Annotated in this window: 11 protein-coding genes; 7 read left to right on the forward strand and 4 right to left on the reverse strand. The window is 71.2% G+C overall.

Annotation, left to right across the window (positions count from 1 at the left end):
- Positions 1–56: 56 nt before the first annotated feature.
- The 5 genes from purL (at position 57) to IFY26_RS07190 (ending at position 6,326) form a co-directional block, all read left to right on the forward strand.
- The gene (purL, locus tag IFY26_RS07170) at positions 57–2,309 is read left to right on the forward strand and encodes a phosphoribosylformylglycinamidine synthase subunit PurL (protein ID WP_232548324.1); all 2,253 of its coding nucleotides are present in this window, start codon (positions 57–59) and stop codon (positions 2,307–2,309) included.
- Between the two features lie 61 nt (positions 2,310–2,370).
- A complete protein-coding gene (purF, locus tag IFY26_RS07175; RefSeq protein WP_232548325.1) occupies positions 2,371–3,837 on the forward strand; it encodes an amidophosphoribosyltransferase in 1,467 nt (488 codons plus the stop codon).
- Complete coding sequence (purM, locus tag IFY26_RS07180; protein ID WP_232548326.1) at positions 3,830–4,888, forward strand: phosphoribosylformylglycinamidine cyclo-ligase; 1,059 nt, start codon at positions 3,830–3,832, stop codon at positions 4,886–4,888. Before purF ends, purM begins: the two co-directional genes overlap by 8 nt.
- 195 nt (positions 4,889–5,083) lie before the next feature.
- The gene (locus IFY26_RS07185; protein WP_232548327.1) at positions 5,084–5,308 is read left to right on the forward strand and encodes a DUF3073 domain-containing protein; all 225 of its coding nucleotides are present in this window, start codon (positions 5,084–5,086) and stop codon (positions 5,306–5,308) included.
- Positions 5,295–6,326 (forward strand): alpha/beta hydrolase, encoded by a 1,032-nt coding sequence (locus IFY26_RS07190; protein WP_232548328.1) that lies wholly within the window; start codon positions 5,295–5,297, stop codon positions 6,324–6,326. The genes IFY26_RS07185 and IFY26_RS07190 overlap by 14 nt, the downstream gene beginning before the upstream one ends.
- 139 nt (positions 6,327–6,465) lie before the next feature.
- On the opposite strand, the gene IFY26_RS07195 is transcribed toward IFY26_RS07190, so the two are convergent.
- The 4 genes from IFY26_RS07195 to IFY26_RS07210 all read right to left on the reverse strand — a co-directional run bounded on the left by IFY26_RS07195 (position 6,466) and on the right by IFY26_RS07210 (position 13,115).
- Positions 6,466–8,871, reverse strand: coding sequence for an alpha-amylase family glycosyl hydrolase (locus IFY26_RS07195; protein ID WP_232548329.1), 2,406 nt, complete (start codon positions 8,869–8,871; stop codon positions 6,466–6,468).
- Positions 8,872–8,971: 100 nt separating this feature from the next.
- The gene (locus IFY26_RS07200) at positions 8,972–10,078 is read right to left on the reverse strand and encodes a substrate-binding domain-containing protein (RefSeq protein ID WP_232548330.1); all 1,107 of its coding nucleotides are present in this window, start codon (positions 10,076–10,078) and stop codon (positions 8,972–8,974) included.
- A gap of 127 nt (positions 10,079–10,205) precedes the next feature.
- Positions 10,206–11,537 carry a sugar ABC transporter permease gene (locus tag IFY26_RS07205; RefSeq protein WP_232548331.1) on the reverse strand — a complete coding sequence of 444 codons (1,332 nt, stop codon included), beginning with the start codon at positions 11,535–11,537 and terminating at the stop codon, positions 10,206–10,208.
- An 18-nt stretch (positions 11,538–11,555) separates the two neighbouring features.
- Positions 11,556–13,115, reverse strand: coding sequence for a sugar ABC transporter ATP-binding protein (locus IFY26_RS07210; RefSeq protein WP_232548332.1), 1,560 nt, complete (start codon positions 13,113–13,115; stop codon positions 11,556–11,558).
- A gap of 173 nt (positions 13,116–13,288) precedes the next feature.
- On the opposite strand from IFY26_RS07210, the gene IFY26_RS07215 reads away from it, so the two are divergent.
- Together IFY26_RS07215 and IFY26_RS07220 are read left to right on the forward strand one after the other, a co-directional pair.
- Positions 13,289–14,458 (forward strand): ROK family transcriptional regulator, encoded by a 1,170-nt coding sequence (locus tag IFY26_RS07215; protein ID WP_332836162.1) that lies wholly within the window; start codon positions 13,289–13,291, stop codon positions 14,456–14,458.
- Positions 14,459–14,462: 4 nt separating this feature from the next.
- On the forward strand, positions 14,463–15,215 hold the full coding sequence (locus IFY26_RS07220) for an ATP-binding cassette domain-containing protein (RefSeq protein WP_232548334.1): 753 nt from the start codon (positions 14,463–14,465) through the stop codon (positions 15,213–15,215).
- The last annotated feature ends 24 nt before the right edge of the window (positions 15,216–15,239 follow it).

Consider the following 15,239-nt stretch of genomic DNA (forward strand, 5'->3'; position numbering starts at 1 on the left):
TCCCAGCCTATCGGCGGGGGGCGTCGGCCGCAGTGCGCGCACGCTATCTTGGGGGCGTGGTCGACACCGTTGGAAACGCCTTTGCCACCCCCGATGCCGAGCAGCCCTGGGCCGCGCTCGGGCTCCGCGCCGAGGAGTACGACCGCATCCGCGAAATCCTCGGCCGCCGGCCGACGGGCTGCGAGCTGGCCATGTACTCGGTGATGTGGTCGGAGCACTGCTCGTACAAGTCCTCCAAGGTGCACCTCGCACGCTTCGCCGAGGTCGGCTCCGAGACGCCCCGAGGCCCCCTCCTGGCCGGCATCGGTGAGCAGGCGGGGGTCGTCGACATCGGCGGCGACTGGGCCGTGACGTTCAAGATCGAGTCCCACAACCACCCCAGCTACGTCGAGCCCCACCAGGGGGCGGCGACCGGCGTCGGCGGCATCGTCCGCGACATCCTCGCCATGGGCGCCCGACCGATCGGCGTCATGGATCCGCTGCGCTTCGGCCCGCTGGACGCCCCCGACACCGCTCGCGTCCTGCCCGGCGTGGTCGCCGGCGTCGGCGGCTACGGCAACTGCCTCGGCCTGCCCAACATCGGCGGCGAGGTGGTGTTCGACCGCACCTACCTCGGCAACCCGCTCGTCAACGCCCTGTGCGTCGGCGTCCTCAAGCACGACGACCTCAAGCGTGCCCAGGCCCGCGGCGTCGGCAACCAGGTGATCATGTACGGCGCCGCGACGGGCGGCGACGGCATCGGCGGGGCGTCCATCCTGGCCTCGGAGACCTTCGACGCCGACGGCCCCGCCAAGCGCCCCAGCGTCCAGGTGGGCGACCCCTTCATGGAGAAGCTGCTCATCGAGTGCACCCTGGAGCTGTTCGCGGCCGGCGTCATCCAGGGCATCCAGGATTTCGGCGCGGCCGGCATCAGCTGCGCCACGTCCGAGCTCGCGTCCGCCGGCGACGGCGGCATGTACGTCAACCTGGACGAGGTCGTGCTGCGCGACCCGACGCTCTCGCCCGAGGAGATCCTCATGAGCGAGAGCCAAGAGCGGATGATGGCGGTGGTGACGCCGGACGACGTCGAGCAGTTCCTCGCGATCTGCGCCAAGTGGGACGTGCTGGCCACCGTCGTCGGCGAGGTCATCGAGGGCGACCGCCTGATCATCGACTACCACGGCGAGCGCGTGGTGGACGTCGACCCGCGCACCGTCGCCCACGAGGGCCCGGTGTACGAGCGGCCGTGGAACCGCCCGGACTGGATCGACGCCCTCAACGCCGACCGCGCCGAGGACCTGCCGCGCGCGGCGTCCGGCCGCGAGCTGGGCGAGCAGGTGCTCACCCTCGCCGGCTCGCCCAACCTGGCCGACAAGAGCTGGATCACCGACCAGTACGACCGCTACGTGCGCGGCAACACGGTGCTCGCGCAGCCGGAGAACGCCGGCGTCCTGCGCATCGACGAGAACTCCGGGCTCGGCATCGCGCTCGCCACCGACTGCAACGCCCGCTTCTGCCTGCTCAACCCGTACCTCGGCGCGCAGCTCGCCCTGGCCGAGAGCTACCGCAACGTGGCGGCGTCCGGCGCCGAACCGGTCGCGATCACCGACTGCCTCAACTTCGGCTCGCCGGAGGATCCCGACGTGATGTGGCAGTTCCGCGAGGCGATCCTGGGGCTGGTGGACGGCTGCCGCGAGCTGGGCACCCCGGTCACCGGCGGCAACGTCAGCTTCTACAACCAGACCGACGGCGTGAACATCCTGCCCACCCCGGTGGTGGGCATGCTCGGCATCATCGACGACGTGGCCCGGCGGACGCCGCAGGGCTTCGCGTACCCCGGGGACGCCGTCGTGCTGCTCGGCACGACGCGCGAGGAGCTCTCGGGCAGCTCGTGGGCCGAGGCGATCCACGACCACCTCGGTGGGATGCCCCCGACGCCGGACCTCGCGGCCGAGCAGGCGCTCGCCCGCGTGCTGGTGGCGGCGGCCCGCGACGGGCTGCTGACCTCCGCGCACGACCTCGCCGACGGCGGGCTCGCCCAGGCCTTGGTGGAGGCGTCCCTGCGCCACGGGCTGGGCGTGTCGCTGACGCTGCCGGACGGCGACCCCACCGTCGCGCTGTTCTCCGAGACGCCGGCCCGCGCGGTCGTGTCGCTCGCGGGGGCCCAGTACGCGGCGTTCGAGGCCCTGTGCGCCGAGCACGGCGTGCCGCTGGAGCGCATCGGTGAGGTGGTCGACACCGGCGAGATCGAGGTGCTCGGCCAGTTCAGCTTGTCGCTCGACGACGTCCGCGCCTGCTGGGAGGCCCCGATCCGCGACGCGATGGCCTGAGCCCCGGCAACCGCCCCGGGTGAAGGTGAGCGGCGGCGTCCGGCGTGGGTAGACTCACCGCGTGACCTGCGGCGCACCGACCGGGCGAGACCCGCTGGACGATCCCAAGCCGAACGAGGAGTGTGGCGTCTTCGGCGTCTGGGCCCCCGGCGAGGAGGTCGCGAAGCTCACCTACTACGGCATGTACGCCCTGCAGCACCGCGGGCAGGAGTCCTCCGGCATGGCCGTGAGCAACGGCGAGCGCATCATGGTGTTCAAGGACATGGGGCTCGTCTCCCAGGTGTTCGACGAGCCGACGCTGAATTCCCTGGTGGGGCACCTGGCCATCGGGCACGATCGCTACTCCACGACAGGGGCGTCGGTCTGGAAGAACGCCCAGCCCACCTACCGCGCCACCGTCAACGGCGGCCTGGCGCTCGGCCACAACGGCAACCTCACGAACACCGACGCCCTGCTGGCCTGGCTGCACGAACGCGAACCGAACGCGAAGGTGACCATCAAGGACTCGATGGACTCCACCAACGACACGTGGCTCGTCACGGCGCTGCTGGCGAGTTTCGAGACCTCCACGTGGGACGCCGCGTTGCAGGTGCTGCCCCGGTTGCAGGGTGCGTTCTGCTTCACGTTCATGGATTCCCACGCCCTCTACGCCGCGCGCGACCCCCAGGGCGTCCGGCCCCTGGTGCTCGGACGCCTCGAGCGCGGCTGGGTCGTCGCGTCCGAGACCGCGGCGCTCGACATCGTGGGCGCCACCTACATCCGCGAGGTCGAGCCCGGCGAGCTGATCTGCGTCGACTCCGGCGGCCTGCGCAGCGCCCGCTTCGCCGAGGCGCGGCCCAAGGGCTGCATCTTCGAGTACGTCTACCTGGCGCGGCCCGACACGCTGATCGCCGACCGCCGCGTCCACGCCGTGCGCGTCGAGATCGGCCGGACGCTGGCCATGGAGGCCCCGGTGGACGCCGACGTGGTGATCCCCACCCCCGAGTCCGGCATCCCGAGCGCGGTGGGGTACGCGGAGGCGTCCGGGATTCCGTACGGCGTCGGGCTGGTGAAGAACGCGTATGTGGGGCGCACGTTCATCCAGCCGTCCCAGACGATCCGCCAGCTCGGCATCCGGCTCAAGCTCAACCCGATCCGCGACGTGATCGAGGGGCGGCGCCTCGTCGTGGTCGACGACTCCATCGTGCGCGGCAACACCCAGCGGGCGCTGGTGAAGATGCTGCGCGAGGCCGGGGCCGCGGAGGTGCACGTGCGCATCAGCTCGCCGCCCGTGGAATGGCCGTGTTTCTACGGCATCGACTTCGCCACCCGCGCCGAGCTCATCGCGCCCGGCATGAGCGTCGATGAGATCTGCCGCTCCATCGGCGCGGACTCGCTGGCCTACATCAGCCTGGAGGGCCTCGTCGCCTCGACCGGGCTGTCGAAGAAGCGGCTGTGCCGGGCGTGCTTCGACGGCATCTACCCGATTCCCGTTCCCACCGGCGTCGCCGAGGAGATGCGGCTCAACCTGGAGGTCATCGATGAGTGAGTCCGCCTACGCCCGGGCGGGCGTCGACATCGAGGCCGGCGACCGCGCCGTCGAGCTGATGAAGGCCCACGTGCGCCGCACGCACCGGCCCGAGGTGCTCGGCGGGCTCGGTGGCTTCGCCGGGTTCTTCGACGCCTCGGCGCTTCGGGGCTACGACCACCCGGTGCTGGCCACATCCACCGACGGGGTGGGCACCAAGGTCGCCATCGCCCAAGCCCTCGACAAGCACGACACGGTCGGGTTCGACCTCATCGGCATGCTGGTGGACGACCTCGTCGTCGTCGGCGCCGAGCCCCTGTTCGTCACCGACTACATCGCGTGCGGCAAGGTCGTGCCCGAGCGGATCGCGGCGATCGTGTCCGGCATCGCCGCAGCCTGCGAGGTCGCCGGTGCGGCCCTGCTCGGCGGCGAGACCGCCGAGCACCCGGGGCTGCTGGACGCCGACGAGTACGACATGGCCGGCGCCACCACCGGCGTCGTCGAGTTCGATCGCATCCTCGGCCCCGAGCGCGTCCGGCCGGGCGACGTGGTGGTGGCGCTCGCGTCCTCGGGGTTGCACAGCAACGGCTACAGCCTGGTGCGCCACGTGCTGCTGACCAAGGCCGGCTGGTCGCTGGAGCGCCACGTCGACGAGCTGGGCAAGACGCTCGGCGAGGAACTGCTGACCCCCACCCGCGTGTACGCCCGCGACATCCTCGCCCTCATCGACGCCGCGGAGGTGCACGCGATCAGCCACATCACCGGCGGCGGGTTGGCCAACAACTTGGCGCGCGTGCTGCCCGACAAGGTGGCGGCCACCCTGGATCGTTCGAGCTGGACGCCCCCGCCCGTCTTCGGCCTGGTGCAACAGGTGGGCGCGGTGTCGCAGCCCGACATCGAGGCGACGTTGAACATGGGCGTCGGCATGGCGCTCGTGGCGCCGGCGGACGCGGCGGACACCCTGGTGCGCGTCGCGGGGGAGCGGGGCCTGGACGCCTGGGTGCTCGGCGAGGTGGCCGCAGCGGACGGGCCGGCCGGCGTCCGGCTCGTGGGCGAGCACGCGTCGGCCTGACGCGGGCGCGCGTCCGGCGGGTCTCGTCCGGCTCCGTCCCACGGGGTGAGCGGGCGCGTCCGCAGGGGTGGACGCGACGCGGATGTCCAGCGGGCACGATCGTGCTTTGTCGCGGTGGTGGAGTCGGGTAACATCTGCGTCACGACAGATGACTCACGCGGCTAGACCGCCAGAACGCTAAGGGGGTCGACCCAGATGGGGCGCGGCCGTGCAAAGGCGAAGCAGACCAAGGTCGCTCGCGATCTGAAATACCGTACCGTCGACACTGACTTCAGTTCCCTGGAGCGTGAGCTCCGCGATGGGACGCACGCCCCGTGGGCGGCGCTTGAGGAGTCGGACGACTTCGACGACGACCCCGACGCCGACGACGGGGATCCCGACGACGAGCCGTATCGTCCCGTCGCGCGTGGAGCCTCCTGAACCCACCCCGCCCCCACCGTCGACGGCTGAGGCCGGGCGGCAGGGCGCGGGCTGGCGTCCGGACGCGGCGCTGGCCGGCTTCGAGTGCCTCGACCTGCCGTTGGACGCCGAGCCGGAGATCGGTGAGCCCGAGGACGCCTTGGTGGGCACCCTGGTGCGACGGGCCGATCCCGCGTTGCGGGATGGACGCCCCGCGTGGCTGTACGTGCACGGGTGGAACGACTACTTCTTCCAGACCCACCTCGCCGAGGTGGTCGAGGGCCTGGGGTATGCGTTCCACGCCGTGGACCTGCGCCGCTACGGGCGCAGTCACCGCGACGGCCAGTTGTGGGGCTACGTCGCCGACCTCAGCCACTACGAGGCGGAGCTGGACGCCGCCGTCGCGGTGATCCGCCACGACCACGACCGCATCGTCGGCATGGGGCACTCCACCGGGGGGCTGACGATCAGCCTGTGGGCGTCCGGGCGGCCCGGGGTGGTGGACGGGCTGGTGCTCAACTCGCCGTGGCTGGAGATGCACGGCCCGCCGGCGTTGGCGGCCCTCGCGCGGCCGTTGCTGCAGCAGTTCAGCGGCCGACGGGGCACCACGGCGATCCCGATCAAGGACAACGAGGAGCGCATCTACGCCCGCGCCGCCCACGCCGACCACGGCGGGGAGTGGAACTGGGACCTGACGCTGAAGTCGGACGGCCCGCGTCCGCTGCGGCTGGGCTGGCTGCGGGCGATCCTGGCCGGGCACGCCCGCGTGGCGGCCGGCCTGGGCCTGGAGTGCCCGGTGTTCGTCGCGACCAGCGACCGGACCGTCTGGCTCCGTCGCTTCGCCGATTCCGCCCGCACGGCCGACACCGTGCTCGACGTCGAGCGCATCGGCGCGGCCGCCACTCGGCTGGGGCGGAGCTTGACCCTCGTGCGCATCCCGGGTGGCATGCACGACCTGACCATCTCCCAGCCCGCGGCGCGGGCGCAGTTCTTCGACGACCTGACCCGCTGGGAACGCGCCTGGGTGTCGGGGCGCTAGGGGCGCTCTGTTCGTGGGCCGGGGTGGGCCGTCGCCGTCGAGAACCCAGGCACAAGCACGGCTTGTCGACGCGAAACGGGCTGTGGGCGTCGACAACCCATGCACCAGCCTGCGTTGTCGACGCCGCCCCGGGGAGCGGTCAGCCCACGGTCGCCCAAGTGGACGCCGCCGCGTACTGGCCGGCGAGGTCGTGGGCGACGGCGCGGTACTCGACCAGCGAACCGGCCGGGAGGGCCCCGGTGTCGTGGAACACCCGAAACGGCGCGTGGTCGTCGGTGCCGATCGGCGTCCAGTCGGACGCCCCGAGCGGACGCGCCCAGAAGCTCACCTGCGCGAACCCGGGGCTCTCCACCGTGGCGGCGATCTCGGCGCGGCGCTCGACGGTGGTGCCGGGCGCCAGGTCGAGGGCCACCGCGGGGGCGGCGTCCGGGGTGGGCATCGGGGCGTCCGCGCGGTAGACGACCGAACCCAGCGGCGGCACGGTGACGGTGAGTTGTCCGTCCGGCCCGGCGGAGGCGACGGCGTCCGACCCGTACAGCGGGGAAAACGCGACCCCCGTTGACCAGGTGTCGACCGTCACGTCCTGGGCGCGCTCGGAGTTGTTGAGCGCGACGACGTACTCCACGCCCGCGGCCGCGTCGATGCGGGAGAAGGCCAGGATGCCGGCCGAGGTGCCGGCGTGACGCGGGATCTGCGCGCCGTCGGCCAGGGGCGGATACCGCTCGCGCAGCTCGGCGAGCGCAGCGATGTGCGCGTACAACGGGTGCGCGGGGTCGTAGCGGTCCTGCGCGCCGGGGGTGCCGCCGACGACCTCCTCGTCGGCGTACTGCGCGACGGCGGTGGCGAAGAGATCCTGCCGGGCATCCTTGTCGCCGCCCGAGCCAGCGAGGCCCTGCTCATCGCCGTAGTAGACGACCGGTTGGCCCCGCGACCAGAACATCAGGTCGTGCGCCAGCTCGACCCGGGCGAGCAGGTCGTCGGGCCCGGACGCCCGCCCGCGCAGCAGGCTCGCGAGGCGTCCCATGTCGTGGTTGCCCAGGAACGTGGGGTTCGCATAAGCGTTGGAGTCGGCGTCGGTGTAGAAATCGTCGGCCTCCCACAGCTCGGCCATGTCGGCCGGCGCCCGGCCCTGCGCGAACGAGAGCGCCGCCGCCTGGAACCCGAAGTCGAGCGCCGCCGGCAGGCTGCCGGTGGTGGTGAAGCGCGCCTTGGCCGCCGGGTCGGTGTCGTACACCTCGGCGAACATGAAGAAGTCGTCGTTGCCGGCCGTGCGGGCGGCGTCCGCCATGCGGGGGCCGAACTGCTGCCAGAACTCGAGATTGACGTGTTTGACGGTGTCGATGCGGAATCCGTCCACGCCGAAGCCGATCCAGCTCGCGTAGATGTCGCTCATGCCGTCGACCACCTCGCGGCGCTCGGTGAACAGGTCGTCCAGCCCCGCGAAGTCGCCGTAGGTGTCGGACTCCCCGGAGTACGTCGAGTTGCCGCGATTGTGGTACAGCGTGGGGTCGTTGAGCCAGCCGGGCACCTTCACCGTGGCGTCCTCGGGGTTCGGGAACACCGGCGTGTACGGGAACGAGGTCTCGGCATCGAGCTCAGGGAACTCGGCGTTGATGAAATCGCGGTCGTCGAAGGGCTCGCCCGCGGCGTCCGTGTAGGGCTCGATCGCCTTGCCGACGTAGGCGTTGCGGCCCTCGGCCCGGGCGATGACGTCGGCGGTGTGGTTGGTGATGATGTCGAGGAACACCTTGATGCCGCGGGCGTGGGCGGCGTCGATCAGCTCGCGCATCTCCTCGTTGGTGCCCAGGTGGGGGTCGATGCGCGTGAAGTCGGTGATCCAGTAGCCGTGGTAGCCGGCGGACGCGTCCGCCCCCTCACCCTGCACCGGCTTGTTGACGAACACCGGCGTCAGCCACAGGGTGGTGACGCCGAGCCCGTCGATGTAGTCGAGCCGATCGATCAGGCCGCGCAGGTCGCCGCCGTGGTAAAAGCCCTTGTCGGTGGGGTCGAAACCGGTCGCGAGCCGGTCGCCCGCCAGGCCGCCAGCGTCGTTCGACGGGTCGCCGTTGGCGAACCGGTCGGTCATCACGAAGTAGAACCGCTCCCGGGTGAGCGGGGCCCGCAGCGCGTCGAGGGCCAGCGCCTCGTCCGAAGTCTCGGTGCCGGACGCCGCCGGCGCGGCCGGGGCGGCGGTCACGGCATGCGTGGCCGGGTCGAGCGTGAAACGCACGCGCGCCTCGCCGCCCAGCGCCACGGTCTGGGCCGGGCCGTCCACCACGCCGCCCGCGCCCCACACCTGCTCGTCGGGCCCGGCGAGGCGGAACGCGTGGACGCCCTCGGGCAGCGTCACCTCGAGCTGGCGGACGCCGTCGGCGGTCTCGGTGAACGCGGACGCGCGGCAGCCGGCGTCCTCGCCGTCACAGCCGAGGGCCTCCTGCACGGGGCCGACCAGCACATACTCGGGAGGGCTGAACGCCGAGCACGCCGGCGTGGCCGCCAGCAGCACCGACGCCGCCCCGAGGCCCACCCACCGCCGCAGCTCCATGGCAGGCACCCTCTCAGATACCGCGCAGCGGTGCCAGCTCCGGAATGCGGCGACGCCGCCCCGGTGGCACCGGGGCGGCGTCGGGGGTGGGCGGCCGGGGTCAGGAGAGGTACTGGAGCCGGTCGGGGTCGTCGGCGAACACTTCGCGGGCGTTGTCGAGGGTCACGACGATCGGGTCGAGCTGGTAGATGCCGACCTCGGTGGCGCCGTTGTCGACCGTCTCATCGGGGGCGGGGAGCTCCTCACCCTGCTGGGCCGCGTCGATGAGCTCGATCGTCTTGGCGACGAGGTCCTGGGTCGGCTTCGCGACGGTGGAGTACTGCTCACCGGCCGCGATCGACACGATGGACTCGTTCTCCGCGTCCAGGCCGGTCACCACCGGGAGCTCCTGGCCCGCCTGCTTGGCGGACGTGAGGATGGCGCGTCCGATGCCGTCGTTGGGGGAGAGCACGCCGTCGATCGGGGTGCCGGAGTAGAACCCGGAGAGCAGCGAGTCCATGCGGGCCTGTGCCTTCGCGTTGTCCCAATCGGGCGTCGCGACCTGGGTGAACTCCGTCTGGCCGGAGACCACGACGAGCGTGCCGTCATCGATCTTCGGCTGGAGCACCTCCATGGCGCCGGTGAAGAAGTTGGGAGCATTGGCGTCCGCAGGGCCGCCGCCGAACAGCTCGATGGTGTAGGGGCCGTCGCCCTTGCGCTCGGCGAGACCGTCGAGCAGCGACTGGCCCTGGAGCTGACCGGTGCGCAGCGACCCGAACTGCACCACGCCGTCGACGGCGTCCGTGTTCTCGATGAGACGGTCGTAGGCGATGATCGTGACGCCGGCGCCCTTGGCCGTCTCGAGCACGGAGCCCAGCTGCGTGCCGTCGACGGCGCCGACGACGATGGCCTTCGCGCCCTGCTCGATCATGGCCTCGATCTGCTGTTGCTGCTGCGGCACCTTGTTGTCGGCGGCCTGCACGAGCGGCTGGTAGCCGGCCTCGGTGAGCTGTTCGGTGAACATGACCTCGGCCTCCTTCCAGTTCTGCGTCCCGAGCCACGGCAGCGCGACGCCGATGGTGGCGTCGGAGGCGAAGCCCTCAGCGCTGGCGGTCGTTCCGGCGGTGGTCTCGGTGGTGGTGGTGGCCTCGCGTCCGCCGCCGCACCCGGAGAGGGCGAGCGATGCGGCGAGGAGGGTGGAGAGCAGAGCGGTGACCCTGGTCTTCATGATGGTTCCTTTCGTTGACGTGTCGGTCAATCGGTGGGTTGTGGGCAAGGCAGTGCCCAGGTGGTGGCGTCGGACGCCGTGGGTGGTGCGCGCCGGGAGGCGGCGGAGGGAACGGTTCGGGGCCTGCCTAGCTCGAACGGGGCGGGAGAGTGTCTGCGGCGTCGACCGGGCCGGCGGACACCGGCACACTCGTGACGGCAGCGTCCGTGGCGGCCGCGGACGCCGTGGCCGCGGGGGCCGTGGCCGCGGGGGCCGGACCGGCGTCGCGGCCCGCCGAGCGCATCAGGTGGCCGAGGAGGGAGGGACGTCCCTGCTGCTTGTTGAGCACGTCGAACGCCACGGCGGCCAGCAGAACGAGGCCCTTGATGACCTGCGTCTGGTCCTGACCCACACCCATCAGCATGAGGCCGTTGTTGAGGACGGCCATGACGAGCCCGCCGATCATCGAGCCGGTGACGGTGCCGATGCCGCCGGAGACGGCCGCGCCGCCGATGAACACCGCGGCGATCGCGTCCAGCTCCCACATCGTGCCGTCGGAGGGGCCGGCGGCGGTCGCGCGGCCGACGAACAGGATGCCGGCGACGGCGGCGAGGAACGACATGTTGAGCATGACGAGGAAGTAGACGCGTCCGGTGTTGACGCCCGACAGGGCGGCCGCGGCCTTGTTGCCGCCGACGGCGTAGATGTGGCGTCCGAACGGCGTGCGCTGGGTCAGCACGTGGTACACGATGACGAGACCGACCAGGATCAGGCCCGGGACGGGGAAGGATGTGCCCGGCCGGCCGGTGCCGAAGAGGAAGGTCAGGTAGCCGATGACCGCGAGGACGAGCACGATGCGGACGGCGGTGATCCACACCGGCAGGTCGGTGGCGTCGCGGCGGCGACCGATCTCGGTCCAGACGAACCAAGCGGCGGCCAGCAGGCCGAGCAGCAGCGTCGAGTTGTTCATACCGGTGAAGGCCGGCCCCCACTCCGGGAGATACCCCGCGCCGAGCACGGAGAATTCGGAGGGCACGGGTACCGAGATCGAGCGCGACACCCAGATCACGAGGCCACGGAAGATCATCATGCCCGCGAGGGTGGTGATGAAGCCCGGGATGCCGATCTTGGCCAACCAGAAACCGTGCCAGGCGCCGATCACGACACCCGTGAGCAGGCCGGCGAGCAGGCCCACCCACCAGGGCCAGCCGTACTGCGTGGTGGTGATCGCCGTGACCATGCCGACGAAGCCGGCCACGGAGCCGACCGACAGGTCGATGTGACCCACCACGATGACCATCACCATGCCGATGGCGAGGATCAGGACGTAGGCGTTGCCGGAGATCAGGTTCTGGAGGTTGGACGGCGTCAGCATGCGTCCGCCGGAGATCACGTTGAAGGTGACGGCCAACAGCACCAGGGCGAGCACCATGGTGTACTGCTGGAGGTTGCCCCCGAAGATGTTCTTGAGAGTCGTCATGGCGTGCTTTCTGTGCGGTCAGGCCGAGGCCTGCGTGGCCCGGGTGGTGGACGTGGTGGTCATCAGCCGCATCAGGGATTCCTGGTCGGCGTCGGCGGCCGCAACCTCCCCGGTGATGCGGCCTTCGCAGATGGTGTAGAGCCGGTTGCAGATGCCCAACAGCTCCGGAAGCTCCGAGCTGATGAGCACGATGCCCTTGCCCTGGTCGGCCAGGGCATGGATGAGCTTGTAGATCTCGTACTTGGCGCCGATGTCGATGCCGCGGGTGGGCTCGTCGAGGATGAGCACCTGCGGCCCGGGGTACATCCACTTGGCCAGCACGGCCTTCTGCTGGTTGCCGCCCGAGAGGGTGGACACACCGACCTTGGCCGAGGCCGACTTGATGCGCAGGTCCCGCCGGTAGCCGTCGGCCACCTCGGCCTCCCTGCGGCGGTCGAGCAGGCCGCCGCGGACGATGTCGCGCAGATTGGCCGACACGATGGTCGTCTGGATGTCGTCCAGCAGGTTGAGCCCGAGGGTCTTGCGGTCCTCGGTCAGGTAGGCGAGCCCGTGGCGGATGGCGCTGGCCACGGTGGGCGCCTCGATCGGCTCCCCCTCCAGGCGCATCTCCCCGCCGAGGTAGGTGCCGTAGGAGCGGCCGAAGATCGACCGCGCGAGCTCAGTGCGGCCCGCGCCCATGAGCCCGGCGAAGCCGACGACCTCGCCCCGGTTGATGTGGAAGGACGCGTGATCCACGACCAGCCGCCCGGGGATGGTCGGATGTTCGACCGTCCAGTCGCCGACCTCCAACAGGGGTCCCGCGACGTGGGGCGTCCGCGTGGGGTAGCGGTTCTCGATCGAGCGTCCCACCATGGCGCGGATGATGCGGTCCTCGTCCACCTGACCCGCCACGACGTCGTAGGTCTCGACGGTGCGGCCGTCGCGGATCACCGTGACCGCGTCGGCGATCGCGGCGATCTCGTTGAGCTTGTGGGAGATCATGATCGAGGTGACCCCGTGGCCCTTCAGCCCGCGCAGGAGCCCGAGCAGGTTGGCCGAGTCGGTCTCGTTCAGGGCCGAGGTGGGTTCGTCCAGGATGAGGAGACGGACGTCCTTGCTGAGCGCCTTGGCGATCTCCACGAGCTGCTGCTGGCCGACGCCGAGCTGCTTGACGGGGACGTCGGGATCGACGCGGAGGCCCACGCGCTCCAGCAGGGCGGCGGCCCGTCGGCGGGCCAGCTTGACGTCGATCAGCAGTCCGGCGGTCACCTCCGAGCCGAGGAAGATGTTCTCGGCGACGGACAGCTCGGGGATCAGCGCGAGCTCCTGGTGGATGATCACGATGCCGCGGGCCTCGGAGGACTTGATGCCGGTGAAGGCGACGGGCTCGCCGTCGAGAACGATCGTGCCGTCGAAAGTGCCGTGGGGGTACACGCCGGACAGCACCTTCATCAGGGTCGACTTGCCCGCCCCGTTCTCCCCGCAGATGGCGTGGATGTCGCCCCGACGCACCCGGATGCTCACACCGTCCAGCGCGCGCACGCCGGGGAACACCTTGGTGATGCCGCGCATGTCCAGCAGGACGTCTTCGTCGACCATGGGGGTCTGCTCCTTCAACACCGGCACCGTCGTCGGTGACCGCAGGACGAAGGTAGGCCGGCTCCGCCCTTGGCGTCAAGACTTGAATCCAAGAAAGTTTGATTGATTCAGGACGTGAACCGATTCACTGAGGAGTGCGGGGGGCCGACGGGCCGAGTGGTAGCCTGCGAGGCGTGTTCGTCGGCGCCGTTGCTCCCGGATCGCAGGGGTCCCTGCGGGAAGCCAACAGTGCGCGCATCGTTGAAGCCGTGAAGGCATACGGCCGGATCACGCAGGTCGAATTGTCGAGCGTCACCGGCTTGTCCGCGGCCACGGTGTCCAACATCGTCAAGCAACTGCTCGATCAGGGCGTGGTGCAGACGCGGGCGACAACCCGCTCCGGACGCCGCGCGCAGGAGGTGTCGCTCGCGGCGTCCTCATCGCTGGGGGTGGGGGTGCACATCGCGTCCCGCTCGCTGTCGGTCGTCCTGGCTGATTCCTCGATGGCGCTCAGCGGCGCCCAGCGGCTCCCCCTGCCGGTTGAGCACCGCTCCGACACGACCCTGGACCGGACGGCCCTGTTGATCGCCGAGCTGGCCGACCAGGTGGGGGCGTCGATGGACGACATCGCCGGCGTGGGGCTCGCGATTCCCACGGCGCTGGGTGCCGGCGTCCGCCCCGGGCTCGGCGCGCTGACGGGCTGGATCGACGTCGACATCGACCAACTGCTCGCCGCGCGGCTCCAGCGGCAGGTGCTCGTGGTGCGGGAGGCGGAGGCCGGCGCCGTGGGGGAGACCCGCTTCGGGGCGTTGCGGGGGGTCGGGGTGGGTCTGTTCGTTCACGTCGCCGACACCGTCGATGCCTGCCTCATGGTGGGTGGCGTCCCGTTCCGCGGCGCGGGCTCGGCGGGGGCTCTGGGGCACGTCCGCGTCGAACCCGGCGGGGCGATCTGCCGGTGTGGCGGCCGGGGGTGCCTGAACACGGTGGCGTCGGCCGAGGCGTTGGCGGAGCCCCTGCGGGTCAGCCACGGGCCGATGAGCCTGCGGGCCATCGTTCGGGCGGCTGCCGACGGCGATCCAGGCTGCCGACAGGTCGTGGCGGACGCCGCCGCCGCGGTCGGCGGGGCCGTGGCGGACGCCGCAACCCTCCTGGCTCCCCAACGTGTCGTCATCGGCGGCGACCTGGCCGCGACGGGAGAGGTGTTCCTCGCCCCCATTCGGGAGGCGCTGCGCTCCAGGCCGGTCCTGCCGCGCGACGACGGACTCGTGGTGCCGACAGAGGACCCACAGATGGTTGCCCGAGGCGCGCTCGCCCTGATCCACGACGCCATCGGCCCGGCAGCGGGCGCCAGTTCGGAAGGATGACCGCATGGACCGTTCAGCCCCGTTGCTGAGCCTGCGCTCGCTCAGCAAGCACTTCGGTGGCGTCCGGGCGCTCGTGGACGTCGACCTCGACGTGCACCGCGGCGAGGTGGTCGCCCTCGTCGGAGACAACGCTGCAGGCAAGTCGACGGTGGCCCGAATCGTGGCCGGTGTCTACGCCCCGGACGCGGGCACGCTGCACCTCAACGGGGAGTGTCTCGCGCTGACTTCACCGGCCGCGGCGTTCCCCCACGGCATTGCCACGGTGTTCCAGGAGTTCGCCCTCGCGGAGAACCTCGACGTGGTCGACAACATCTTCCTGGGGCGCGAGCTGCGCACCCGGGGGCTGCTGGACCGGCCCCGGATGGAGGAGCTCGCGCGCAGCTACCTGCGGCAGCTCAACGCGCGGATCCCCGACCTCGGCGTGCCGCTCCACCAGTTGTCGGCCGGCCAACGCCAGTGCGTCGCGATCGCGCGCACGCTCGTCCGGCAGCCCCAGCTCGTGGTGCTCGACGAGCCGACCGCATCGCTGTCGGTGAGCCAGACCGCCGAGGTGCTGAGCTACATCGAGGGGCTGCGCGACCTCGGGCTGGGGGTCATCCTGATCAGCCACAACCTGAACGACGTGCGCGCCGTGGCCGACCGCATCGCCGTCCTGCGGCACGGCCGCAACAACGGCACGTTCGACACCGCGACCGCGTCTTATGAGGACATTCTCTCCGCCGTCACCGGTGCGACGCGGCACGAGAAGCACGACTGAGGCACCAGGACGCCCACGCCATCG

This window comes from Propioniciclava soli (assembly GCF_014858005.1).
GTDB lineage: Bacteria > Actinomycetota > Actinomycetes > Propionibacteriales > Propionibacteriaceae > Propioniciclava > Propioniciclava soli.